Origin of the sequence: Serratia sp. CMO1, assembly GCF_015689115.1 — a bacterium.
Taxonomy (GTDB): domain Bacteria; phylum Pseudomonadota; class Gammaproteobacteria; order Enterobacterales; family Enterobacteriaceae; genus Serratia; species Serratia marcescens.
Window position 1 is genome coordinate 1,411,793 of record NZ_CP065032.1, and the last position, 24,397, is coordinate 1,436,189.

The window sequence follows — 24,397 nt, forward strand, 5'->3', positions numbered from 1 at the left end:
AGAATTTGAGCATCCGCATTTCTTCATCTTCATGCCGCCGAACTAACGTTCCCATTGGTTCGGCGGCATGCTCCGCTAATCCCTTTTTGACAAAATATTAGGTTATATGGGGCATTTCTCCCTATTCCTGAGTCAGCGCCCGCGCCAGGCCTTGATCGCCTGTTGGCGCACCTGCAGCTTCTGTTGCGGCGTCAGCTTGTTGTAGTCGCGAGCCAGGCCGCTTTCCCAATCGCCGTACAGCGGGTTGGGCAGCACGATGAATTCGGTGCCGAACTTGCCCTGATTCTCGCTGACGAACGCCCGGCGCTGCGCATTGTCCTGGTGGTAAGTCGCGGCGCCGAAGTCGTTCAGGTTGTCGCCTGCGTATACCACGATGTCATAGCCGGCTTGTTTGATGGCGTCGAAGCGCGCCTGCTTATTGGAGGTATCGGTGCTGAGCAGCACGGTTTTTTCCGACATGCCGGTGAATCCGAGCTTCTGCATGTTGGCCACCGTGGCGGCGTATTCGCTCTGCTTGCGGTTCGAGACGTAGAACATCGTCCCCTGGTGGGCGTTAACGTAGCGGGCAAACGACACTGCGCCCGGCACCGCGCCGGCCTGTTCGGCCTGCGTCCATTGGGCCCAGGTGGCGCCGTCGTACGGCTGGCCGTGCTGCGCCTGCCAGCCGGAGTAGGCGCTGTTGTCCAATAGAGTTTCATCCAGATCGACCACCACCGCCTTTTTGCGGCCCGGCGCGGTCTTGGCCTGATCGAAGGCGCGTTGCGCGCTGTTGAATGCCTGATGCGCCAGCGCCTGGTATTCGCCGGACTGTTGGAACCAGTTCACCGCCAGCACCGACTGATCCGCCAGCCGCTGCTGGTCCTGGGCGTCGGTGTGCGGCTGTTGCGCACAACCGGCCAACGTCAGCAGCGCGACGCCAACCGCCGCGCCGAGGGTGAGTTTCCTTGTCTGTTTTCCTGCCATCGTTATCTCTCTCGGTTTTATTTTTGTGGGCTGTCCAGCAGCATATCCATCTCAAACTGGCGCAGGGGATCCTGCCGCCAGCCAAGATGCGTAAAGAAGGGGGCGGCCACCTCGGGCACAAAAACGTTGGCGGTCAGCGGCAAAGGGGCGAACTGCGCTTGCAGGGCGGCCAGCAAGGCGCGGGCATGCCCCTGGCCGCGGTGCTGCGGCGGCACGTAGATCAGGCGCAGCCAGCAGTGCTCGGCGCCGGGCATCACCACGGCGTAGGCCTGACGATTGAGCGTATAGGCTCGCGGTGTGCCCGGCAGCTTGAACAGCGATTCGGGGGCAATCAGCCAGGGCAGGTCGGTGGCGCCTTCCGCCGTCAGGCGGTGGCTGACGGTCAGCGGATCGACCGCCTGCAGCGCCGCCGTGCCTGGCGGCACTTCCGCCGGCGCCTGATGGCCGGTCAGGGTGCGCACGATGCGCAGCCCGGCGCGGTGATACAGCGCCAGCGCGGCGTCGTTGCCTTCGATCACTTCCAGCGACAGCCGATGGTCGCCGCGTTGGCGGGCATCCGCCACCAGCCGCTGCATCAGCGCCTTGCCCAGCCCCTGGCCGCGCATCTCCGGGCGCACGGAAAAAGCCGCAACCCGGCTGTGACGGCCACGGCGGGCGATCAGCGCCACCGCCACCGGTTCATGGCGGTGGGTGACGATCAGGCTGTCGTTCAGGCTGAGATCTTCGGCGCCGAAGCGGGCGGCGAAGGTCGATCCGTCGAGCACGAAACGCACGATGTAGTTTTCAAAACAGTGGTTGAGGATGTTGGCCAGTTCGTCGCTGCTGTAGCGCAAGGCGTTGTGGTAGTCGAAGCGTCCGTCGTTATGCATGGCTGATTCCGCTCGGGGGAAAGCTATACATGTAGACCCGTTTGTTTTGCAAGGCAAGCGGGGGGATTCGCTGGCGGGGCAAATAAAAACAAAAAAGCCGGACGCAGCCGCCCGGCGAAATAAAACTCTGGGTATCAAGTGACGCTAAAGTTTGCAGTGGTGGTTATTCATTCATCACATCAGAACTGGTAGGTCAGGGCGACAACAACGACGTCGTCGTTTTTCAGACCCAGTTTGTTGTCGTCATCAAGCTGGTTGATTTTATATTCGACATAAGTGGACATGTTTTTGTTGAAGTAATAGGTCGCCGCTACGTCGAAATATTTCACCAGATCGACGTCGCCGATGCCTTCAATATCTTTGCCTTTCTGCTGAACGTAACCCAGCGATGGGCGCAGACCGAAGTCGAACTGATATTGCGCGACCAATTCAATCCCTTCCGCTTTATTGGCGAAGCCGCTAACGGAGGTCGAGTTATTATTGATGGTGGCGGTGCCGGAAATAGGCGCGATATTGCGGCTCTGCGAATAAGTCGCGGCCAGGTAGACATTGTTGTTGTCGTATTTCAGACCGCCGGCCCAGATATCGGCCTTGTCGCCTTTACCGAAGGTGCCCGCCTTTTGCGTGGCGGTGCGGTTGGAAGAGGCATAGGCGGCGCCCACGCTCAGACCGTCGATGATTTCATAGCTGGAGGAGAGACCCCAGCCGTCGCCGTTCGCCTTGCTGGCGGAGCGGCCGTCGTTTTCGTTCTTGCCCTGGTACTGCACGGCAAATTTCAGGCCGTCAACCAGACCGAAGAAGTTGTTATTACGGTAGGTGGCGACGCCATTGGTACGGCCGTTCATAAAGTTGTCGGTCTTGATATAAGCATCATCGCCGAATTCAGGGATCATATCCGTCCAGGCGCCAACGTCGTAAATGATGCCGTAGTTGCGACCGTAGTCGAAGGAGCCGAGATCCTTATATTTCAGACCGGCGAAGCCCAGACGCGTTTTGGTGTCTTTGGTGCCGTCGGATTCAGAATGGTTGGCGGCGATCTGATATTCCCACTGGCCATAGCCGGTCAGCATATCGTTAATCTGAGTCGCGCCTTTAAAGCCGATACGGACGTAGGTTTTATCACCATCGTTGCCGGCATCATCAGAGAAATAATGCAGGGCTTTCACACGACCGTAAAAATCGAGCTTGTTGCCGTCTTTATTGTAGATTTCTGCTGCCTGTGCCGCTTGCGCAAGTAAAAGTGCCGGAATAATAACGGCCAGAAGATTACGTTTCATGGGTTACCCTGCTTTATTCGATTGAAAGACGCTTATCATCAGTTGCATTGCTGTTTTACTGTGCCGCCTGATTGTTGGCGGCGGAGAATTTTTACCGTAGTAATGTGATCTATTTATGACAAAAAATTCATTTTCATGTCGAACGATTAAAAAAGTCGCGCAAAGGGTGAATTTTTTCTTCAGCCGATGGTCGGCGGCTGGTCTACAGTTACCGATACCTTGTTCCGCTGCGGGAGGAATCATGCACGATACTTATACTTTGTTCGGTACGCAGGGCTGCGGCTCGACCATCGTGGCCGCCGCGTTGGCGTTGACCGCTTTCCCCTGGGGCTATGAGGAGGTGGATTACACGCAGGACGGCCCGGAGCGCGATCGCCTGCTGGCGCTGAACCCGCTGGGCCAGGTGCCCACCTTAGTGCTGCCCAATGACGAAGTGATGACGGAGAGCGCGGCGATTATCCTGCTGCTGCACGATCGCGCACCGCATGCCGAACTGGCGCCGCCCGGCGGTTCGCCGCTGTTGCCGCGTTTTCTGCGCTGGCTGCTGTTCATCAACGCGGAGATTTACCCCACCTTCACCTATGCCGACCATCCGCAGCGCTGGCAGCCGCAGGCGGCAGGGGCGGAACAGCTGAAAAACGCGGTAATGGATTATCGCGAGCGTTTATTGCGGCAGTTGAACGCCGCCGCAGGAGCGTCTGGCCCGTGGTTTCTCGGCAAGAGCTTCAGCGCGCTGGATCTGTACCTGGCGGTAATGTGCAACTGGCGGCCGGGCCGCGCGTGGTTCCGGCAACACTGCCCGCGACTGTACGCCATTGCCGAACGGGTGGAACAGCGGCCGGAGCTGAATGCGCTGCTGAGCGCCCATTTCGACGGCGTTGCCCCGCTGGAACCGTGACATCGCCCCGCCGCCCGGCGGGGAACCCTCCCGTTTTTCTGAACTGAGACTGCCGAAAATCCCGATTTTCACTCGCCTCGCTGGCGGGTAGCGTAAGGCTATCCGCAACTGACAGGAGAGTGTGATGCCATCAAAATCCCAGGCCGGGCAACAGGCGTTCGGCGATATCGCCCCCAAGCTGGCGCAGCTCAGCGACAGCGTCTTGTTTGACGATGTCTGGCAGCGGCCGGCGCTGAGCCCGCGCGAACGCAGCCTGATCACCGTCGCCGCGCTGGTGGCGCTTAACCGCGTGGAACAACTGCCGTTTCACCTGCAACTGGCTCAGCGCAACGGCGTGGCGCATCAGCAGCTGGCTGAGCTCATCACCCACCTGGCGTTCTATGCCGGCTGGCCCGCGGCGGCGTCGGCCGTGGCGCGCCTGCGCGAGCTGGAACCGGAGGCGCCCCATGCCGTTTAGCCGCATCGCCCTGCATCAGGGCAAGTCCGCCGACTATCTGCAAACCTTGTCCGACAGCCTGCATCAGGCGCTGGTGGAGGCCTTCGAGGTGCCGCCGACGGACAGGTTTCAGGTGATCGATCAATACCGCCCCGGCGAGCTTATCTACGATCGCGACTATCTCGGCGGGCCGCGCAGCGCGGATTTCGTGCTGTTTTACATCACCGCCGGGCGGCCGCGCGACAGCGACACCAAGCGGCGTTTCTACCGACGGCTGGCGGCGCTGCTGGCGGAAAAGCTGCGGCTGAACCCCGAGGATGTGATGGTGGTGATCGCCACCACCCAGTTGGACGAGTGGTCGTTCGGCGGCGGGCGCGCCTCAATGATCGATCCGCAGGCGTAACTCGGGCTGACGTCGTCGGCGGTCTGTGGGACAATAGCGCCATCATTTCGTTTAGATAAGAGTTGAATGGCGCTCTCCTCCGCAGTTAAAGATCAGATTGGCCAGTGGTACAAAGCCCTGCAGCAGCAAATACCGGATTTTATTTCCCGCGCGCCCCAGCGCCAGATGATCGCCGAAGTGGCGAAGACGCTGGCCGGCGACTACCCGCGCCATCTGGCGATCGAGGCGCCGACCGGCGTCGGCAAAACGCTGTCTTACCTGATCCCGGGCATCGCCGTCGGGCGGGCGGAGAGCAAGCCGCTGGTGGTGAGCACCGCCAACGTGGCGCTGCAGGACCAGATCTACAGCAAAGATTTGCCGCTGCTGAAGAAGATTATCCCCGATCTGAAATTTACCGGCGCCTTTGGCCGCGGGCGTTACGTCTGCCCGCGCAACCTGGCGGCGATGAGCACCGACGTTAGCCAACAGGGCGATCTGACGCTGTTCCTCGACGACGAACTGGCGCCGTCCAGCGGCGAAGAGCAGGCGCTGTGCCAGAAACTGACCAAGGCGTTGGCCCGCTTCGAGTGGGACGGGCTGCGCGATCACTATCAGCAGAGCATCGACGATCCGCTGTGGGCCAAGCTGAGCACCGACAAGGCCAACTGCCTGGGGCGCAACTGCCATTACATCCGTGAATGCCCGTTTTATATCGCCCGCAAAGAGATCGAGAGCGCCGACGTAGTGGTGGCCAACCACGCGCTGGTGATGGCGGCGCTGGAGACGGAATCGGTGCTGCCGAACCCGAAAGAATTGCTGCTGGTGCTGGACGAAGGCCACCATTTGCCGGAGGTGGCGCGCGATGCGCTGGAGATCGACGGGGAAATCACCGCGCTGTCGACCAACCTGCAGCTGGACATGATCGTCCGCCAGGTCGAGCAGTGCATGACGCAGTACCGGCCGAAGAATCCGCCGGGGCTGGCCAACAGCGAACGGCTGAAGAACCATTGCGAGGAGCTGCGTGAGCTGGTGCAGATCTTCGAGCATCAGGTCAGCGCCTATCTGCCCGGCGACAGCGTGGCGGCCGAGCACCGTTTTGAAATGGGCGAGCTGCCGGCGGAGATGGTGGAGAGCTGCGCGCGGCTGTTTAAACTGACCGATGCATTGCGCGGGCTGGCGGAGTTCGTGCTTAACGATCTTACCGAGCAGACCGGCAAGCACGACATCATGCGCCTGCACCGCGCCATCTTGCAGATGAGCCGCACGCTGGGCTATCTGGAGGCGATGAGCAAGCTGTGGCGGCTGGCGGCGCTCGACAAGTCGTCCAACGCGCCGATCTCCAAATGGGTCACGCGCGAACTGCGCGATAACGTCACCCATCTGTATTTGCACTGCGTCGGCATCCGCGTCAGCGATCAGCTGGAGAAGCTGCTGTGGCGCAAGGTGCCGCATGTGGTGGTCACCTCGGCCACGCTGCGTTCACTGAACAGCTTCGCGCGTTTGCAGGAGATGAGCGGGCTGAGCGAGAAGGCCGGCGACCGCTTCGAAACGCTCTCTTCGCCGTTCAATCACGTCGAACAGGGCAAGATTGTCATTCCGCAGATGCGCTATGAACCGGCGCTCGCCAACGAGGCGGAGCACCTCGAGGAAATGGCGCGGTTTTTCCGCGCCGAGCAGGCGAGCGGCAAGCACAAAGGCATGCTGATCCTGTTCAGCAGCCACCGGGCGATGCAGACTTTCCTCAGCTACGTGACCGATCTGCGGCTGATGCTGCTGGTGCAGGGCGACCAGCCGCGCTACCGGCTGGTGGAAGAGCACCGCAAGCGGGTGGAGAAGGGCGTCGCCAGCGTGCTGGTGGGGCTGCAATCGTTCGCCGAAGGGCTGGATCTGAAAGGCGAACTGCTGACCCAGGTGCATATTCACAAAATCGCGTTTCCGCCGATCGACAGCCCGGTGATCATCACCGAAGGCGAGTGGCTGAAATCGCTGAAGCGCTATCCGTTCGAAGTGCAGAGCCTGCCGAGCGCCTCGTTCAACCTGATCCAGCAGGTCGGCCGTCTGATCCGCAGCAACCAATGCTACGGCGAGATCGTGATCTACGATCGCCGGTTGCTGACCAAAAATTACGGTTCGCGGCTGTTGGCGTCGCTGCCGGTGTTCCCGATCGAGCAGCGCGCGGTGCCGGAGGCCGACAAGGCGCATCTGGCGGCGCTGAAATCCGCCGCCGATGCGGCCAAAAAAGAGAAGAAGCGCGGCAACCCGTTCGCCCGCAAGCGGCGGCGTTAATCAGAGCAGCGGCGGCAGGCGGCGCTTGACCGGCGTGGTTTTCACGATCGAGGTGTTGCTCTGCGCATGCTCGGCCAGCCGATCGAGAGTGTGGTCGAGCTGCGCCATCGAGTGCGCCACCAGCCGCACGATAAAGCAGTCTTCGCCGGTCACCTTATCGCATTCGACCACTTCCGGGATCGCCTGAATCAGCTGCTCGACCTTCTTCAGCATGCCCGGCAGCGGCTTGATGCGCACCAGCGACTCGAAGGCGTAGCCCACCGCCTGCAGATTGACGTTCAGGGTATAGCCCTGGATCACGCCGTTTTCCTCCAGCCGCCGCAGTCTTTCCGACGTGCTTGGCGACGACAGGCCCACCTGCGCGCTCAGCGTCTTCAACGACGCGCGCGCATCTTCCGCCAGAATGGTCAGGATTTGGCGATCGATATCATCCATAACGCCTCCGTTAGGTGTTTTATTTATTATAGCTGCGAGAAAAAGGCAGTTAAGCATATTTGCCTTTTTTATGCTATGGAAAGCCGCCCTGGGAGGCCGCAAGCTATGTCTCTGGGCAAGCTTCGAGGAACGCAGAATGAATGCAGAGATAAAACGCGGATCGCTGGAGATGGCGGCGGCGATGTTGATTTCCGGCTCTATCGGCTGGTTTGTGTTGATGTCCGGCCAGCCGGTTATCAACGTGGTGTTTTGGCGCTGCGCGGTAGGCGCGCTGGTGCTGCTGGCGGTGTGCGGCGTATTGGGGCAGCTGCGACGCGATGCGCTGACGCGCGCCACGCTGCTGCTGGCGATCGCCGGCGGCGTCGCGCTGGTGATCAACTGGCTGCTGCTGTTCGCCGCCTATTCCTATGCGTCTATCTCTATCGCCACCGCGGTGTACAACACCCAGCCGTTTATGCTGGTGGGGCTGGGGGCGCTGTTTCTGGGGGAACGGCTGACCGCCCGCAAGCTGCTGTGGCTGGGGCTGGCGTTCGGCGGCATGATGCTGGTGGTGCTGGCGCAGCCGCGGCTGGCGGGGGAGCAGAGCCATTATCTGGCCGGCATCGCGCTGGCGCTCGGCGCGGCGTTTTTCTACGCCCTGATGGCGCTGGCGGCCAAGCGGCTGAAGGGCACGCCGCCGCATCTTATTGCGCTGATCCAAGTGACGGTGGGGGCGGTGATGCTGCTGCCGCTGGTGGATTTTCATGCGTCGGCCAGCGTTGGCCAGTGGGGGATGCTGGCGACGCTCGGCGTGTTGCATACTGGCCTGATGTACGTGCTGATGTACGGCGCGTTGCAGAGGCTGCCGACCCACCTGATCGGCTCGCTGTCATTCATCTATCCGATCGCCGCCATGCTGGTGGATCGCCTGGCGTTTGGCCACCGGCTGTCTGCGTGGCAGCTGCTGGGCGCGGCGATCATCCTGCTGGCGGCGGCGGGCATGAACCTGCTGGGCGATCGGCGAGCGCGGCTGCTGCCGGCCTCGGACGGCCGGCGCGCCGGCTGATGCTCAGTTCGGTTTTTTCAGCCGACGCCATAAAGTGGTGCGGCTGATCCCGAGCAACCGGGCGGCGGCTGCGTGGTCGCCCCCGCACCGCGCCAGGGCTTCGTGGGCGGAGACGGGCGCCGCCGGCGTCTCGGGCGGCGGGGCCACCGCCAGCTCCGGCAGCAGCCACTGCAGCGTTTCGCCGCTCGGCGCAGCGCCGGTGCTCAGCATCAGCGCCACCCGTTCCATCATGTTGCGCAGCTCGCGCAGGTTGCCGGGCCAGGCGTAATGACTGAGCGCGGCGTAACAGCCGGGCAGGGCGGCGCGCAGCGGCTCCGTCAGCGGCACGTCGAGCGCCGCCAGCGACTGTTTCAGAAAGTGTTCCGCCAGCATCGCAATATCGTCGCCGCGCGCCCGCAACGGCGGCAGCTGCAGCCGCAGGGCGCTCAGGCGGTAGAACAGATCGGCGCGAAAATCGCCCTGTTGAATCGCCTGCTCCAGGCGGGTGTGGGTGGCGCTGATAACGCGAAAATCGACCTTTACCGGCTGTTGCCCGCCCACCCGGGTGATGGTTTTTTCTTCCAGCGCCCGCAGCAGCCGGGTTTGCAGGTGCAGCGGCATTTCGCCGATCTCATCCAGAAACAGGGTGCCGCCGTTGGCGGTTTCCAACAGCCCGCGTCGGCCGCCGCGCCGTGAGCCGGTAAAGGCGCCTTCCTCATAGCCAAACAGTTCCGCCTCCAGCAGCGATTCGGCGATGGCGCCGCAGTTGATGGCGACGAACGGCGGCGTCGCGCCGCGCCGGGAAAAGTATTCGCGGTGGATCGCCTGCGCCGCCAGCTCTTTGCCGGTGCCGGTTTCGCCTTCGATCAACACCGCCGCCGGCGATCGGGCGTACAGCATGATGGTGCGTCGCGTCTGTTCCATCTGCTGGGAATCGCCCTGTAAATCGCTCAGCCCATAGCGCGGCTGCAGGGTATTGCGTGCGGCGTAGTCGCCGCCGCGTTTGGCGCCGCCCAGCATCAGGCGCGTCACGTCCAGCGCGTCGCTGAAGGCGGCGCGCAGGGTGGCGGCGGAATAGAGAAAAATGGCGGTGAGCCCGGCCTCTTCCGCCAGATCGCTGATGAGGCCGGCGCCGACCACCGCCTGAATGCCGGCGGCTTTCAGCTCGGCGATCTGGCCGCGCGCGTCCTCTTCGGTGACGTAGCTGCGCTGCTCTAGCGGCAGATCGAAGGTTTGTTGGAACTCCAGCAGCGCGGGCAGGGGCGTTTTGTAGGTGATGACGCCGATCCGATCGGCGGTTCTGCGCGCCTTGCTCAGCGCCTGCAGCAGATCGAAGCCGCCGGGTTTGACCAAAATGACCGGCACCGACAGGCGGCTTTTCAGGTAGGCGCCGTTGGAGCCGGCGGCGATGATGGCGTCGCAAGGCTCGGTCGCCAGGCGAGCGCGGATATGCTGCACCGCCTCCTCAAAGCCGAGGCGGATCGGGGTGATGACCGCCAGATGGTCGAACTCGAGGCTGATATCCCGGAACAGATCGAACAGGCGGGTGATGGAGACGGTCCAGATCACCGGTTTGTCTGGCGTGCGGGACGGCGTGATGTGATCGCTCATGGTGGGTTACCGAATGAAAGTGGCTGCATTAGGTGTAGCCTTGTTTCAGTCATGTTTCAAATATGCCGATTGAAACCGCGATTGAAACGTTAACTGAAACGTTTTTTATCGCTTGGTCTGCCCAATGGCGACGCGAATTTTATAACTCACTTATTTTTATCGCTTTTAATTTTTTCCTCGCCAAAGTGCAACCTGGCCCGCCCCTTGCTCTGTCTGTTCCATCTAGCTAATCGGAGAGAACGTCATGACGCTGCGCTCACCCGGGCTCGCCTTTCGTCAGGCCCTGAGTAAAGAGAAACCCCTGCAAATCGCCGGCGCGATCAACGCCAACCATGCCCTGCTGGCCCAGCGGGCGGGGTTCCAGGCCATCTATCTTTCCGGCGGCGGCGTGGCGGCCGGTTCGCTGGGGCTGCCGGACCTGGGCATTTCAACGCTGGACGATGTGTTGACCGATATTCGCCGCATCACCGACGTCTGCCCACTGCCGCTGCTGGTGGATGTCGACAGCGGTTTCGGCGCATCGGCGTTCAACGTCGCCCGCACGGTGCGCTCGGTGAGCAAGGCCGGGGCGGCGGCGCTGCATATCGAAGATCAGGTTGGCGCCAAGCGCTGCGGCCATCGGCCCAATAAGGCCATCGTTTCCACCGAAGAGATGGTGGATCGCATCAAGGCGGCGGTGGATGCGCGCAGCGATCCGGACTTCGTGATCATGGCGCGCACTGACGCGCTGGCGGTGGAGGGGCTGGAGGCGGCCATCGAGCGCGCTCAGGCTTACGTGGCGGCCGGGGCCGACATGCTGTTCCCGGAAGCGATCACCGAACTGGGCATGTACCGCCGTTTCGCCGAAGCGACGCAGGTGCCGATCCTCGCCAACATCACTGAATTCGGCGCGACGCCGCTGTTCACCACCGACGAGCTGCGCAGCGCTCGGGTGGATATGGCGCTGTATCCGCTGTCGGCCTTTCGGGCGATGAACCGGGCGGCGGAGCGGGTGTACCGCGCCCTGCGCGAGGAGGGCACGCAGAAAAGCGTCATCGACACCATGCAGACCCGCAACGAGCTGTACGAAAGCATCAACTACTATTTGTTCGAAGAGAAACTCGACGCTTTGTTCGCTCGCCAGCGCGACGAATAAGCGCCATTCACGCAGAAGCCAAATGAGGACAGTATGAGCCAAGCGATCCCCCCGCAAAGCCCGACTGGCGTTAAGCCGAAAAAATCCGTGGCGTTATCCGGCGTGCCCGCCGGGAATACCGCGCTGTGTTCCGTAGGGCGCAGCGGCAACGATCTGCACTACCGCGGTTACGACATTCTCGATCTCGCGCGCCACTGCGAGTTTGAAGAGGTCGCCCATCTGCTGATCCACGGCAAGTTGCCCAACCGCGACGAGCTGCAGGCCTATAAACACCGTCTCAAAGCGCTGCGCGGCCTGCCCGCCAGCGTGCGCACGGTGCTGGAGGCGCTGCCGGCGGCGTCTCATCCGATGGACGTGATGCGCACCGGCGTTTCGGCCCTCGGCTGCACGCTGCCGGAAAAAGAGCAGCACGGCGCGGCCGGCGCGCGCGACATCGCCGATCGGCTGCTGGCGTCGTTGGGATCGATGCTGCTCTATTGGTATCACTACAGCCACAACGGCGAGCGCATTCAGCCTGAGACCGACGACGATTCCATCGGCGGCCACTTCCTGCACCTGCTGCACGGTGCAGCGCCTTCTGCCAGCTGGGAACAGGCCATGCATGCGTCGCTGATCCTGTACGCCGAGCATGAGTTCAACGCCTCGACCTTCGCCGGCCGGGTGATCGCCGGCACCGGATCCGACGTCTATTCGGCGATCGTCGGCGCCATTGGCGCGCTGCGCGGGCCAAAGCACGGCGGCGCCAACGAGGTGTCGCTGGAGATCCAGCAACGCTATGAAACGCCGGACGAAGCGGAAGCCGACATTCGCCGCCGCATCGATAACAAAGAGGTGGTGATCGGCTTCGGGCACCCGGTGTACACCGTCTCCGATCCGCGCCATCAGGTGATCAAAGAGATCGCGCTGCGCCTGTCGCAGGACGCGGGCGCGATGAAGCTGTATGACATCGCCGACCGGCTGGAAAGCGTGATGCGCGACACCAAAAACATGTTCCCCAACCTCGACTGGTTCTCGGCGGTGTCTTACCACCAGCTGGGGGTGCCCACCGAAATGTTCACGCCGCTGTTCGTCATGGCGCGGGTGAGCGGCTGGTCGGCGCACATCATCGAGCAACGGCAGGACAACAAAATCATTCGCCCGTCCGCCAACTATACCGGGCCGGAAGCGCGGGCGTTCGTGCCGCTGGATCAGCGCTGAGCGCCGATCGTTATCGTGTCGTTTTCACTATGGAGCCTTTGGGAATCATGATGCTTGAGTCTGCCAACACCGGCCGTCCGCCGTTCGATCGCGAAATGGTCGATATCGTCGATTATGTAATGAAAGAGGCCGTCGATACCCCGGCGGCGTACCGCACCGCTCACTATTGCCTGCTCGATACCCTCGGCTGCGGGCTGGAGGCGCTGAGCTACCCCGCCTGCAAGAAACTGATGGGGCCGGTGGTGCCGGGCGCCGAGGTGCTGAACGGCAGCCGGGTGCCGGGCACCCGTTTCCAGCTGGATCCGGTGCAGGCGGCGTTCAATATCGGCGCCATGATCCGCTGGCTCGACTTCAACGACACCTGGCTGGCGGCGGAGTGGGGCCACCCGTCGGACAACCTGGGCGGGATCCTGGCGGTGGCCGACTGGCTCTCGCGCCAGGCGGTGGCGGCGGGCAAAGCGCCGCTGACCATGCGGCAGGTGCTGATCGCCATGATCAAGGCGCATGAGATCCAAGGCTGCCTGGCGCTGGAAAACGCCTTCAACCGGGTGGGGCTGGATCACGTGCTGCTGGTGAAGGTGGCGTCCACCGCAGTGGTGGCGCAGCTGCTCGGCCTGAGCCGTGAGGCGATCCTGAACGCGGTGTCGCTGGCGTGGGTGGACGGGCAATCGCTGCGTACTTATCGCCATGCGCCGAACGCCGGCACCCGCAAATCCTGGGCGGCGGGGGATGCGACCGCCCGCGCGGTGCGGCTGGCGCTGATGGCCGCCACCGGCGAGATGGGCTATCCCTCGGCGCTGACGGCGCCGACCTGGGGATTCTACGACGTCTCGTTCGACGGCAAACCTTTCCGCTTCCAGCGGCCGTACGGCGCGTACGTGATGGAGAACGTGCTGTTTAAAATTTCGTTCCCGGCGGAGTTCCATGCCCAGACCGCCGTGGAGGCGGCTATGACGCTGCACCGCCAGATGCAGGCCGCCGGCAAAACCGCCGCCGATATCGCCAGGGTGAGCATCCGCACCCATGAGGCCTGCCTGCGCATTATCGACAAGCAGGGACCGCTGGATAACCCGGCGGATCGCGATCACTGCATTCAGTATATGGTGGCGATCCCGCTGCTGTTCGGGCGGCTGACGGCGGCCGATTACGAGGATCGGGTGGCCGAGGATCCGCGCATCGACGCATTGCGCGGCAAGATCCTCTGCCATGAAGATCCCGCCTTCACGCGCGATTATCACGATCCGGAAAAACGCTCGATCGCCAATGCGCTGACGGTGGAGTTCGCCGACGGCAGCCGTCTGGATGAGGTGGTGGTGGAGTACCCTATCGGCCATGCGCGGCGGCGTGAAGCGGGCATCCCGCTGCTGATCGAGAAGTTCAAAACCAACCTGGCGCGCCAGTTCCCGGCCCTGCAGCAGCAGCGCATTCTCGAGGTGTCGCTGGACCGGCAGCGGCTGGCGCAGATGCCGGTCAACGAGTATCTCGATTTGTGGGTGATCTGACGCGAGCGGCGCTGACAAGCCACGTCGGCGTCGCTATGATGGACGCTCCATTTCCGTCTGTCTTCTTATCAGGTGATTCATGGTTGATGCCGCAACGTTGTTGTTGTTTTCCGGCGCCTGCGTGGCGCTGGCGCTGACCCCCGGCCCGGATATGCTGCTGATCGCTTCGCGCAGCGTCAGCCAGGGGCGGCGCGCCGGTTTCGCTTCGCTGGCGGGCATTCAGCTCGGCACTTACTGCCACGCGCTGGCGGCGGCGCTGGGGCTGTCGCAATTGTTCGTCGCGGTGCCGCTGGCTTACGACGCGGTGAGAATGTTGGGCGCGGCCTATCTGCTCTATCTGGCGTGGAAAACGCTGCGATCCGGCAGCAGTCTGCAGGCTTCCGCCGGGTTGCAGGCGGTGCCGACGGCGCGCATTTTCCGTCAGGGATTGCTGACCAACATCCTCAACCCGAAGATGGCGCTGTTCGTGTTGGCGCTGTTCCCGCAGTTTATCGATCCGCGCGCCGGCTCGGTGGTGGTGCAGATGCTGGCGCTGGCGACGGTGCTGAATCTGGTCGGCTTGCTGATTAACGGCGGGGTGATCCTGGCGGTCAGCGGCATGAAAAGCCGTTTCGTCGGCCGTCGCTTCAGCGCCCGTTGGCCGAACTACCTGCTGAGCGGCGTGTTCGCCGGGCTGGCCTGCAAACTCATTTTCGACAGCCGTCGTTAATCTTCGCGCAGCAGCGCTTCAAACGCCGCGCTGGCCGGTTCGTCCGGCAGCGCGCTGTACATCACCAGCCGCAGGTGGTTCTCTTCGTCGACGATGAAAGAGGCGTGGTCAAAGGTGACCGGGCCGATCTCCGGGAGGGTGAAGCTGCGCCGCCCCTGGCAACGTCCGTGAATATCATGCTGCCGCCAGAGCTGGCGGAACTGCGGCGATACCTGCTCCAGCGCCTGTACCCGTTGGCGCATCACCTCATCCTCCGGCGCGCGGGCGTAGTCGCGGCGGAAGCTGGCCAGGATTTGCGGCGCCTGCGCCCGCCACTCCAGCAGGCGCGCATTGAGCTGCGGATCGGCAAACAGCATCCACAACATGTTGCGCTCTTGCGCCGGGCGCTCGCCGATGGCGAACAGCCGCTGCGCCGCCGGATTCCAGGCGATGATGTCCCAACTGAGGTTCATGACGTAGGCCGGCCGCAGCGTCAGGTCGTCCAGCAGGCGCCGCACCAACGGCGAAACCTGGCACCACTGATGGCCGACCGGCACCGGCGGGCGCTGATGTGCCAATAAAAACAGGTGGTAGCGGCCGGCGGCGTCGAGCTGCAGCACCCGCGCCAGATTTTCCAAAAACGTCACCGACGCATTGATTTCCCTGCCTTGCTCCAGCCAGGTGTACCAGGTGAGGCCGACGCCGGCCAGCGCCGCTACCTCCTCGCGCCGCAAGCCCGGCGTGCGGCGGCGGCTGCCGCTCGGCAAGCCGACTGACTCTGGCGACAGTTGTTCTCGCTTTTGCCGCAGAAAATCCCCCAGTTCGTGGCGGGTGCGTTCGAGGGTGCGTGGGGGCATGTCGGCCGTCCTGTTGCTGTCAGTAATAGTATAAATGGCTATATAGTAACAGTTTAAACTCTATTCCATACTGCGGCCATCATAATCTCTGGAGGTGGTATGGAACATTCATTATCTGTTGAACGGCGGGGATTGCCCGGTCTGCCGGTGCTGTTGTTAGGCGGCTTCGTCACGGTGTTCGATCTGTTTGTGGTCAACGTGGCGGCGCCGGTGATCCAGCAACAGTTCGCCGCCGATTTCGCCGGTATCGGTTTGATCGTCGCCGGTTATGAACTGGCGTTTGGGGTGCTGTTGATCGCCGGTGGGCGTCTGGGCGATCGCTTCGGGCGTCGGCGTCTGTTCAGCCTCGGTATGCTGGGTTTCACGCTGAGCTCCCTGTTGTGCGGGCTGGCGGGATCGCTCAGCCTGCTGATCGCCGCGCGTATCCTGCAGGGGGCGGCGGCGGCGCTGTTGTTCCCGCAAATTTACGCCTTGATGCGGGTGCTGTACGCGCCGCAACAGCGGCGGCGCGCCTTCGCCTGGCTGGGCATGACGCTGGGGTTGGCGGCAATCTTCGGCCAGATCCTCGGCGGATTTATCATCGAGGCCAACCTGTTCGGCAGCGGCTGGCGCATGATCTTTTTGATCAATTTGCCGATCGGCGCGCTGGCGCTGTGGGCGGCGCGGCGCATTCCCGAATCGCGAGTGGCGCAGGCGCAGCGGCTGGACGGCGTTGGCCTGTGGCTGGCGGCGGCCGGCCTGTCGCTGTTGCTGCTGCCGTTGCTGGAAGGCCCGGCGCGCGGTTGGCCGTGGTGGATCGCGCCGATGTTGGCATTGGCGTTGCTGACGCTGTGGGGCTTCCTGCGTTGGGAGCGCCGCCTGGCGCAGCGCGGTGATGATGCGGTGCTCGATCCGGCGCTGTTCCGCCAGGCGGGCTTCGCGCCGGGCATGGCGGTGGTGCTGGCGATTTATGCCACCGCTTCCTCGTTTTTCTTGTGCTTCGCGCTGCTGCTGCAGGCGGGGGCGGGGCTGACGCCTTTTCAGGCGGGCAGCCTGTTCGCCCCGGCCAGCGCGGCCTTTATGCTGGCCTCGATGCTGGCGCCCCGGCTGACGTTGCGTTGGGGCAACGGCGTGCTGAGCGCGGGCGTGGCGATTTACGCCGCCGGGTTGGCGCTATTGATGGCGCAGGCGCTGTGGGGCGGGGCGCTGGCGCATCCGCTGCGGCTGCTGCCGGGGTTGGTCGTGCTGGGATTCGGCCAGGCGCTGAGCATGACGCCGCTGCTGAATCTGGTGCTCGGTTTGGCGCCGGAGCGGCAGGCGGGCATGGCGGCGGGTCTGGTGGCCACCGTGCAGCAGGTGGGGGGCGCGCTGGGCATCGTGGTCAGCGGCGTCGGTTTTGTGCCGCTGTTGGCGAGCGGCGGCGCGGCGGAACGCTATGCGCAGGCCTTTGCCGGCGCGATGCTCTGTAATTTGGTGGCGATGGGCGTCGCCCTGATCTTGTTAAACCGGATCACTCGAAATACTCAGAAAGCGGATCTTAAGTAGGCCGCCGGCGGGTGCTTTACTGTTGTCATCATGAGAGCGCGATAAGGAGCCCCACTGATGTTTCAACCCGCCGCATTTCGCGAAGACGATCTGGATGCCCAACTGGCGTTGATCCGCGCCCACCCGCTGGGGCTGTTGGTCAGCCACGGCGAGCACGGATTGACGGCCGACCCGCTGCCGTTTGTGGCTGATGTCGAGCAGGGGCAGATCCGGCTGCGGGCGCACCTGTCGCGCGCCAACGAGCACTGGCGACGGTTGCAACAGGCGGCGGAATGTCTGGTAATTTTTCAGGGCCAGGAGGGCTATGTGTCGCCCGGCTGGTACCCGAGCAAGCGCCAGACCGGCAAGGTGGTGCCGACCTGGAACTACAGCGTGGTGCAGCTGCATGGCGTGCCGACGGTGACGGACGACCCGGCCTGGCTGCGCCGCCAACTGATCGATTTCACCGCGCAGCAGGAAGGGCGGCGTCCTGAACCCTGGCGGATCGAGGATGCGCCGGCCAACTACATCGCCGCACAGCTTAAAGGCATCGTCGGTATCGAGATCGCCGTCACCCGGCGCGAAGGCAAATGGAAAATGAGCCAAAACCGCAGCGCCGACGATGCCGGCGGGGTGATCGCCGGGCTGCGCGATGGCGATGAAGCGCAGCGGCGGCTGGCGGCGGAGGTTGAGCGGCGGCGCGGATAGGGTATGCTAACCGAAGAGTGAGCTGAGGGAACCTTCGGATGGATTACACCAAAATTATCAAAGAAATAGGCCGCGGCAAAAACCATGCGCGCGATCTGGATCGACAGACCGCCTTTGAGCTGTATCAGGCGATGCTGGCCGGGGAGGTCCCCGAGCTGGAGTTGGGCGGCATTCTGATCGCGCTGCGCATCAAGGGCGAAGCCGAAGAGGAGATGCTGGGGTTCTATCAGGCGATGCAGCAGCAGGTCTTGCCGCTGCAGGCGCCGCAGGGGCGGCCATTGCCGGTGGTGCTGCCGAGCTATAACGGCGCGCGCAAGCAGGCCAATCTGACGCCGCTGCTGGCGCTGCTGCTCGCGAAAGTGGGCCTGCCGGTGGTGGTGCACGGCGTGCTGGACGACAGCACCCGCGTGACCAGCGCCGAGATTTTCCGCGCGCTTGGGCTGCCGTGGTCGGAACAGGCCGCTCACGCCCAACAGCGTCTCGATAACGGCGAGGCGGTATTCATGCCGGTTTCCGCGCTGTCGGCGCCGCTGGCGCGGCAGCTCGGGCTGCGTTGGCGCATGGGGGTGCGCAACAGCGCCCATACGTTGGCCAAGCTGGCGACGCCGTTCGGCGAACAGGATGCGCTGCGTCTCGCCAGCGTCTCACACCCGGAGTATGTCGGCCGAGTGGCGTCGTTTTTCCGTCAGATCGGCGCCCGCGGGTTGTTGATGCACGGCACCGAAGGCGAAGCCTACGCCAATCCGCTGCGCTGCCCGCAGATTCACCATATCGTCGGCGGCGAACAGCGCATATTGCTGGAGCGCACCTTGCAGGATGAAACGCCGGCGTTGCCGGCGGCGAAAGACGCGGCAACCACCGCGCGCTGGACCGAGCGCTGCCTGGCGGGCGAGGTGGCGATCCCGCAGGCCATCCAGCGGCAGGTCGCCTGTTGCCTGGTGGCCGCCGGCGAGAGCGAGACGCTGGAGCAGGGGCTGAAACGCCTGCATCAGGCCTGAGCGCGACTATACTGGGATATTTCCTCATCGGCTGAGAAGGACGGTTATGCAACAGGCTCTCGATTACTTCAATCAATTGAACCAGGATTACCTCGACGTACACCGCGCCAAAGAAGAGCTGTTCTGGCAAAACTACATGGGCACCGGCGGCGAAGACGTCTCGGCGCGCTTTTCCGCCGCGGAAAGCGCCTATAAGCGCTTTATCGCCGAACCGCGCCGGCTGGCCGAGATCCGCAATCTGCTGGCCGGATTGGAAGCGTTGCCGCAGGAGGCGCAGCGCGATGCGCTGATCCACGGTCTGCAAGGTTGGCTGCGCTTTTTCGACTGCAACGCCATTGAAGACCCGCAGGCGCAGGCGCTGTTGGATCAGATCATCCACGCCGAATCCGATCTCTACTCGCGCCGCAAGAGCTATCAGGTCACCCATCTGAACGCCGATGGCCGGCGCGTGGCGGCTTCGCTCGGCGAGCTGTTGACCAACCAGGCGACCAACCCGAACGAAGACTACCGCCGCAGCTCGCAGCAGGCGCTGCGCGATCTGGAGCAATGGCTGCTGCATAACGGCCTGCCGGAGCTGATCGGCCTGCGCAACCGCTTTGCGCGCCAAATGGGCTATCGCAACTATTTCGACTACAAGGTGAACAAGACCGAGCGCATGACGCCGGAGCAGCTGTTCGCCATTCTGGATCGCTTCGAGCGGGAAACCCGCGAGGCCAACGCGCGCAGTCTGCAACAGCTGGCGGCCGAGAAGGGCAGCCAGGCGCTGGAGCCATGGAACGTCCGCTTCGCCAGCGCCGGCGACGTCACCCGCCAACTGGATCCTTATTTCCCGTTTTCCCGTTCGCTGGAACGCTGGGTCGACAGCTTCAAACGCCTGCACATCGGTTTTGGCGGCGCGGAGATGAACCTCGATCTGCTGGTGCGCAAAGGCAAGTATGAGAACGGCTTCATGCACGGCCCGGTGCCGCCGTTTGTACGCCAGGGGGAATGGGTGCCGGCGCGCATCAACTTCACCAGTCTGGCGCAGCCGGGGCAGGTGGGCAGCGGGGCTTACGGGCTTAACACGCTGTTCCACGAAGGCGGTCATGCGGCGCATTTCGCCAACATTCGCCAGAATGCGCCGTGCTTCTCGCAGGAGTTCCCGCCGACTTCGATGGCCTATGCCGAAACCCAGTCGATGTTCTGCGACAGCCTGCTGGACGACGCCGATTGGCTGAAACGCTATGCGAAAAACGCCGCCGGTGAGGCGGTGCCCGATGCGCTGATCGAAGCAGGCATCGCGGCGCGCCAGCCGATGCGCGCGTTCAACGAACGCCATATCCTGCTGGTGCCGTACTTCGAGTGGGCGCTGTATCAGTGGGATGACGGGCAGCGCACGCCGGAAGCCATCACCGCGCTGGCGCGCGAGGTTGAGCAGAAGATCCTCGGCATCAGCGGCAGCCCGCGCCCGACGCTGGCGATCCCGCATCTGCTGTCGCTGGAGTCCGCCTGTTCTTATCAGGGCTACCTGCTGGCGATGATGGCGGTGGAACAAACCCGCCACTTCTTCCTGCAGCGCGACGGTTATCTGACGGACAACCCGGCCATTGGCCCGGATCTGGCGCAACACTACTGGTTGCCGGGCAACAGCGTCAGCCATGACGACACGCTGCGCAGCCTGACCGGCGAAGGGTTTAATCCGGACTATCTGGCGCAGGCCTGCAACCAGACGGTGGCGCAGGCGTGGCATGAGGCGCAGCAGACGATGGCCGCCGCGGCCAAGCGCCCGCAGCCGCCGGCAGATTTCGATTTGCAGGCGCACATCCGGGTAGTGGATGGCGAGACGGTATTGGCGGACAACGCCGAGGGTGACGAGCGGATGTGCCGCGACTTCGCCGCGGCGATAGAGGCGCGTTTGGTTTAAGGCTGACAATAAAATCCACGCGGAAGCGTGGATTTTATTTAATGGTTAAAACCAGGCGTTATTTTATTCGAAATAGACGTCGGGATTATCGGCCAGAGACACGAAGCTCTTGGTGTTTCTATCCAGCGTGCGAATTTCGCCGCTTTCGATGTCGTACACCCAGCCGTGCAGGCGTAGCCCGCTGTTGCGCAGACCCACCGCCACAGAAGGATGGGTTTTGATATTATTTAGCTGAGCAATAACGTTCTCTTCCACCATAGCGTTAACTTTGTCTGTTTCGCTATTCCAGGTTTTCTTCTCGACCACCGCTTTTGCCGCATCCGCATAGTGCAGCCAGTGAGCTACCGCAGGCATGGGGTCGAGGCACTGGCAGGACGCGATAGCCTTCATGGCGCCACAGTTCGAGTGGCCACAAATCACGATATCAGTAACACCCAATGCCACCACTGCGTACTCGATGGTCGCAGAAACCCCACCCGGCTCCGGGCCAAAGGAAGGAACGATGTTGCCGGCGTTGCGGATAACGAACAGTTGCCCAGGTTCTTGCTGCGTCACCAGCTCGGGAACCAGACGGCTGTCAGAACAGGAGATGAAAAGCGCTTTAGGATTTTGGCTGGAGGCAAGGCTGCGAAACAGTTCCTTACGCTGTGGGAAAATCTCTTTCTGGAAACTGAGGAAACCTTCAATGATATGTTGCATACAACGCTCTCTGCATCTGTAGTCTGCGTAACATGATAATCATCCTCTTCCGTTAGTCCAGCCATAGGCAGGTAAAAAAATGTGTGTGCAAGCCCCCCCGCAAACCCCATTGAATACAGGGTTTCTGCCTGTTTGCGACAGAGTTTTCCGGCTCGTTGGCGCGCGGGGGCTGACGAAGCGGACGATAGGCAAATAGCTGTCGTATCTATTTAAAACTCGCTATGAAACCGTGTTACGGTTGTTCATCCAAGAGCCGCGTAACCCTAAGGCAATGAAATGAAAAAACTGACTTTTTTATTGGCGCTGGTATTACTGAGCGGCTGTGTGCAGGAGCGTCCCTGGTTCTATCCGGCAAACGTCAGCGTTAAAAATAATCGCGTATGCGTTAGCGTGCCGGACGATATTGCCGGAAAACGCGAGCTGGTGGGCATCGGAATTTATCAACCGGGGGCCGGCGGGAAGGCGGAATGGTCCACTTCGGTTGCGCCAGGTCAGCAACCGATAGCGGTGATGCCAGGCGAATGCCTGACGGAGGCTTTCGGCGGGTTCCAGATTGGGCATAGCTATTCGGTTGAGATTGCGACGGTCGGCAATGCGTCAAATGAGGCGCCGCGCAAATATTGGGCTGAATTTACAGTGGTTGCTGATAAAGCGGACGGCAAAAAACTCGCTGTCGTACCCATTCAGCGCTGACGTACGCGAACATCAAAAAAGCCCGCCGGGGTGATATCCGGCGGGCTTTTTGACGTCTGGGGCGGCGATTATTTGTAGATAACCGCAGTCGCGTGCATCAGGTTATTGCCGCTGGTAGAGGTGATGGTGAAAGCCTTGGCGCCTGCAGCATCGGCTTTGGCGGCCAGCTGAGACTTCAGGCTGCTCAGGTCGGTTGCGCCGCTGGCGACGATCACGCCGGCTTTTTCGAATTGGGCGGCATCCTGGGCGCTGACGTGTTCAGCGGCAAAAGTGCTGAAAGAAGCGGTGGCCAGGGCGATAGCGGCAGCAAAAGTTTTGATGGTTTTCATGTTCGTCATTCCTGTCAAAGTGAATTAGGGAGAAAGGGGTTTGCCTTTCGATGGGAAGATTATTGCGCAGTGACAGTCGGGATGAAATCGGAGAGTGTTGACAATTTTGTTCAGATTTTTTGATTATTAATTCCCCCCGTTCATCTTCTGCATAAACAGGGGGAGACGATCAGCGCGTCGGGCGCGCCAGATCGAAACGGTGCTGTTCGGAAATGCCGTAGTAGGCGGTTGGGCCGCCGGCGCGCAGGATAGGTTCGGCAGCGGCGGTCTGGTAGACGCCGTGTTCGTCCAGCAGCGCCGGATCGAGGTGCACCGCCACCACTTCGCCCAATATCAGCCAGGTCTCCACCTGTTCCCCGGCGGCGGTTTGCAGCTGAATGCACTGGGTCAGCCGGCATTCGAAGTTCACCGGGCTTTCGGCCACGCGCTCGGCTTTGACCCGGCGCCCGGGCAGCGGCGTGACGCCGGCGAAGGCGAATTCATCCTCGCCGCGCGGCAGGGGGATGGAACTGTGGTTCATCGCTTCCGCCAGCGGGCGTGTCGCCAGGTTCCAAACGAACTCACCGGTTTCCACGATATTCGCCACGCTGTCTTTCCAGCCGGTGCTGGCGAAACCGATGATGGGCGGGCGATAGTTGAAGCAGTTGAAAAAGCTGTAGGGCGCCAGATTACGCAAGCCGGCGGCGCTGCGGGAAGAGATCCAGCCGATGGGGCGCGGGCCGACGATGGCGTTCAGCGGATCGTGCGGCAGGCCGTGGCCGGCGGCGGGTTCATAATAATAACGAGATTCACGGTTCATGGGGCGTCCTGCGGCAATCGATGAAGCTTTCATTGTGCCGGGTTTCCCGCCGCTGCGCCATTGCGGGCCGGATGTGTTATCTTACGCGCCGGAAATCCCTTCAAGAGAGCCCGTCACGGTGGAAAAAAAGAAAACCTTCCCGCAGCAGAAAAGCGGCTTGCATCCGCGCAACCGTCATCGTTCGCGCTACGACTTCCCGGCGCTGATCGCCAGCTGCCCGGCGCTGGCGCCGTTCGTAAAACCGAACGCCTGGGGCGATGTCTCGGTGGACTTCGCCGATCCGGCGGCGGTGAAAATGCTCAACCGTGCGTTGCTGCAACACTTTTACGGCATCGAACACTGGGATATTCCGGCTGATTATCTGTGCCCGCCGATCCCCGGCCGCGCCGACTATCTGCATCACCTGGCGGATCTGCTGGCGACCAGCAACGGCGGCGAGATCCCGCGCGGCAAGGGCGTGGCGATCCTCGACGTCGGCGTCGGCGCCAACTGCATTTACCCGATCGTCGGCCTGCGCGAATACGGTTGGCGTTTCACCGGCTCCGAAATCGATCCGGTGTCGCTCAACTCGGCCAAGATGATCGTCGAGATGAACCCGACGCTGCGCAACAGCGTGCGCCTGCGGCTGCAAAAACAGCCTGAGCTGATTTTTAACGGCATTATCGGCGCGGCCGAGAAATTCGACGCCACCCTGTGCAACCCGCCGTTCCATGCGTCCGAGCAGGAAGCGCGCGCCAGCACCCGCCGCAAGCTGCATAAACTGGGCAAAGGAGAAGTGGCCGCCAAGCCGGTGCAAAACTTCGGCGGCAAGAACAATGAGCTGTGGTGCGAAGGCGGCGAAGAAGCCTTTGTGCGCAAGATGGTGGAGGAGAGCGTCGGCAAGGCCAACAACTGCCTGTGGTTCACCTCGCTCATCTCGAAAAACACCACGTTGCCGGCCATTTATCATGCGCTGAAGGTGGCGGGCGCGGCCGAGGTGCGCACCATCGAGATGGCGCAAGGGCAGAAGATCAGCCGCTTCGTCGCCTGGACCTTCCACGACGCCGAGCAACAGGCCGCCTGGGCAGCCGAACGCTGGCGCTAGGTCTTCAGGTGCCTCGGTATGGGAGCAAAGTCCCATACCGAGGATCGGTTTTCCCCGTTTTATTGACTTATCGCATCAGCATTTCTTAACTGTAGTCATACCTATAAAAACCCCTCCAGGC

24 protein-coding genes are annotated in these 24,397 nt (G+C 62.4%); 15 read left to right on the plus strand and 9 right to left on the minus strand.

Annotated features, from left to right (window positions below; genetic code table 11):
* Positions 1-132: 132 nt before the first annotated feature.
* From IT763_RS06700 to ompC, 3 genes are all read right to left on the minus strand, one after another.
* Positions 133-963: a 5'-nucleotidase, lipoprotein e(P4) family gene (locus IT763_RS06700; protein WP_206195282.1), complete on the minus strand. Its 831-nt coding sequence runs from the start codon at positions 961-963 to the stop codon at positions 133-135.
* Positions 964-980: 17 nt separating this feature from the next.
* The gene (locus IT763_RS06705) at positions 981-1,832 is read right to left on the minus strand and encodes a GNAT family N-acetyltransferase (RefSeq protein ID WP_033640944.1); all 852 of its coding nucleotides are present in this window, start codon (positions 1,830-1,832) and stop codon (positions 981-983) included.
* A 179-nt stretch (positions 1,833-2,011) separates the two neighbouring features.
* Positions 2,012-3,109: a porin OmpC gene (gene ompC / locus IT763_RS06710; protein ID WP_004939326.1), complete on the minus strand. Its 1,098-nt coding sequence runs from the start codon at positions 3,107-3,109 to the stop codon at positions 2,012-2,014.
* Between the two features lie 241 nt (positions 3,110-3,350).
* Between ompC and IT763_RS06715 the strand changes: the two genes are divergently transcribed.
* The 4 genes from IT763_RS06715 to dinG all read left to right on the plus strand — a co-directional run bounded on the left by IT763_RS06715 (position 3,351) and on the right by dinG (position 7,111).
* A complete protein-coding gene (locus IT763_RS06715) occupies positions 3,351-4,007 on the plus strand; it encodes a glutathione S-transferase family protein (RefSeq protein ID WP_033640943.1) in 657 nt (218 codons plus the stop codon).
* 124 nt (positions 4,008-4,131) lie between these two features.
* A complete protein-coding gene (locus tag IT763_RS06720; RefSeq protein WP_033640942.1) occupies positions 4,132-4,464 on the plus strand; it encodes a carboxymuconolactone decarboxylase family protein in 333 nt (110 codons plus the stop codon).
* A complete protein-coding gene (locus tag IT763_RS06725; RefSeq protein WP_016928540.1) occupies positions 4,454-4,846 on the plus strand; it encodes a tautomerase family protein in 393 nt (130 codons plus the stop codon). Before IT763_RS06720 ends, IT763_RS06725 begins: the two co-directional genes overlap by 11 nt.
* Positions 4,847-4,912: 66 nt before the next feature.
* A complete protein-coding gene (gene dinG / locus IT763_RS06730) occupies positions 4,913-7,111 on the plus strand; it encodes an ATP-dependent DNA helicase DinG (protein ID WP_015377137.1) in 2,199 nt (732 codons plus the stop codon).
* Here the strand turns inward: dinG and IT763_RS06735 are convergent, their stop codons facing one another.
* Positions 7,112-7,546: an Lrp/AsnC family transcriptional regulator gene (locus IT763_RS06735; RefSeq protein ID WP_164052673.1), complete on the minus strand. Its 435-nt coding sequence runs from the start codon at positions 7,544-7,546 to the stop codon at positions 7,112-7,114.
* Between the two features lie 136 nt (positions 7,547-7,682).
* On the opposite strand from IT763_RS06735, the gene IT763_RS06740 reads away from it, so the two are divergent.
* Positions 7,683-8,591: a DMT family transporter gene (locus IT763_RS06740; RefSeq protein ID WP_117287001.1), complete on the plus strand. Its 909-nt coding sequence runs from the start codon at positions 7,683-7,685 to the stop codon at positions 8,589-8,591.
* 3 nt (positions 8,592-8,594) lie between these two features.
* On the opposite strand, the gene prpR is transcribed toward IT763_RS06740, so the two are convergent.
* Positions 8,595-10,181: a propionate catabolism operon regulatory protein PrpR gene (gene prpR / locus IT763_RS06745; protein ID WP_206195283.1), complete on the minus strand. Its 1,587-nt coding sequence runs from the start codon at positions 10,179-10,181 to the stop codon at positions 8,595-8,597.
* Positions 10,182-10,425: 244 nt separating this feature from the next.
* On the opposite strand from prpR, the gene prpB reads away from it, so the two are divergent.
* From prpB to IT763_RS06765, 4 genes are all read left to right on the plus strand, one after another.
* Positions 10,426-11,316, plus strand: a complete 891-nt coding sequence (prpB, locus tag IT763_RS06750) for a methylisocitrate lyase (protein WP_016928535.1) — start codon at positions 10,426-10,428, stop codon at positions 11,314-11,316.
* 33 nt (positions 11,317-11,349) lie between these two features.
* Entirely contained in the window at positions 11,350-12,513 is a 1,164-nt protein-coding gene (gene prpC / locus IT763_RS06755; RefSeq protein ID WP_016928534.1) for a 2-methylcitrate synthase, read from the plus strand.
* 50 nt (positions 12,514-12,563) lie between these two features.
* The gene (locus IT763_RS06760) at positions 12,564-14,015 is read left to right on the plus strand and encodes a bifunctional 2-methylcitrate dehydratase/aconitate hydratase (protein ID WP_115436699.1); all 1,452 of its coding nucleotides are present in this window, start codon (positions 12,564-12,566) and stop codon (positions 14,013-14,015) included.
* Positions 14,016-14,094: 79 nt separating this feature from the next.
* Positions 14,095-14,724: a LysE family translocator gene (locus IT763_RS06765; protein WP_049299515.1), complete on the plus strand. Its 630-nt coding sequence runs from the start codon at positions 14,095-14,097 to the stop codon at positions 14,722-14,724.
* Here the strand turns inward: IT763_RS06765 and IT763_RS06770 are convergent.
* Positions 14,721-15,560: a helix-turn-helix transcriptional regulator gene (locus tag IT763_RS06770; protein ID WP_049299516.1), complete on the minus strand. Its 840-nt coding sequence runs from the start codon at positions 15,558-15,560 to the stop codon at positions 14,721-14,723. The two genes, IT763_RS06765 and IT763_RS06770, sit on opposite strands and share 4 nt — an antisense overlap.
* Positions 15,561-15,659: 99 nt before the next feature.
* Here IT763_RS06770 and IT763_RS06775 point away from each other — a divergent pair, with 99 nt between their 5' ends.
* The 4 genes from IT763_RS06775 to IT763_RS06790 are packed head-to-tail and all read left to right on the plus strand — an operon-like array spanning position 15,660 to position 20,672.
* Positions 15,660-17,084: an MFS transporter gene (locus tag IT763_RS06775; RefSeq protein WP_033640935.1), complete on the plus strand. Its 1,425-nt coding sequence runs from the start codon at positions 15,660-15,662 to the stop codon at positions 17,082-17,084.
* A 57-nt stretch (positions 17,085-17,141) separates the two neighbouring features.
* On the plus strand, positions 17,142-17,771 hold the full coding sequence (locus tag IT763_RS06780; RefSeq protein ID WP_206195284.1) for an FMN-binding negative transcriptional regulator: 630 nt from the start codon (positions 17,142-17,144) through the stop codon (positions 17,769-17,771).
* Positions 17,772-17,809: 38 nt separating this feature from the next.
* Positions 17,810-18,769 carry a DNA-binding protein YbiB gene (gene ybiB, locus IT763_RS06785; RefSeq protein ID WP_016928528.1) on the plus strand — a complete coding sequence of 320 codons (960 nt, stop codon included), beginning with the start codon at positions 17,810-17,812 and terminating at the stop codon, positions 18,767-18,769.
* A gap of 46 nt (positions 18,770-18,815) precedes the next feature.
* Positions 18,816-20,672: a M3 family metallopeptidase gene (locus IT763_RS06790; protein ID WP_151254862.1), complete on the plus strand. Its 1,857-nt coding sequence runs from the start codon at positions 18,816-18,818 to the stop codon at positions 20,670-20,672.
* A gap of 63 nt (positions 20,673-20,735) precedes the next feature.
* On the opposite strand, the gene IT763_RS06795 is transcribed toward IT763_RS06790, so the two are convergent.
* Entirely contained in the window at positions 20,736-21,371 is a 636-nt protein-coding gene (locus IT763_RS06795; RefSeq protein WP_004939270.1) for a carbonic anhydrase, read from the minus strand.
* Between the two features lie 276 nt (positions 21,372-21,647).
* Between IT763_RS06795 and IT763_RS06800 the strand changes: the two genes are divergently transcribed.
* Positions 21,648-22,064, plus strand: a complete 417-nt coding sequence (locus IT763_RS06800; RefSeq protein ID WP_049299520.1) for a putative T6SS immunity periplasmic lipoprotein — start codon at positions 21,648-21,650, stop codon at positions 22,062-22,064.
* A 68-nt stretch (positions 22,065-22,132) separates the two neighbouring features.
* Here IT763_RS06800 and IT763_RS06805 read toward each other — a convergent pair whose 3' ends face one another.
* Together IT763_RS06805 and IT763_RS06810 are read right to left on the minus strand one after the other, a co-directional pair.
* Complete coding sequence (locus IT763_RS06805) at positions 22,133-22,393, minus strand: YdgH/BhsA/McbA-like domain containing protein (RefSeq protein WP_016928525.1); 261 nt, start codon at positions 22,391-22,393, stop codon at positions 22,133-22,135.
* 169 nt (positions 22,394-22,562) lie between these two features.
* Positions 22,563-23,192, minus strand: a complete 630-nt coding sequence (locus IT763_RS06810; RefSeq protein ID WP_033640932.1) for a flavin reductase family protein — start codon at positions 23,190-23,192, stop codon at positions 22,563-22,565.
* Between the two features lie 118 nt (positions 23,193-23,310).
* Here IT763_RS06810 and rlmF point away from each other — a divergent pair, with 118 nt between their 5' ends.
* Positions 23,311-24,276: a 23S rRNA (adenine(1618)-N(6))-methyltransferase RlmF gene (gene rlmF / locus IT763_RS06815; RefSeq protein WP_170913119.1), complete on the plus strand. Its 966-nt coding sequence runs from the start codon at positions 23,311-23,313 to the stop codon at positions 24,274-24,276.
* The last annotated feature ends 121 nt before the right edge of the window (positions 24,277-24,397 follow it).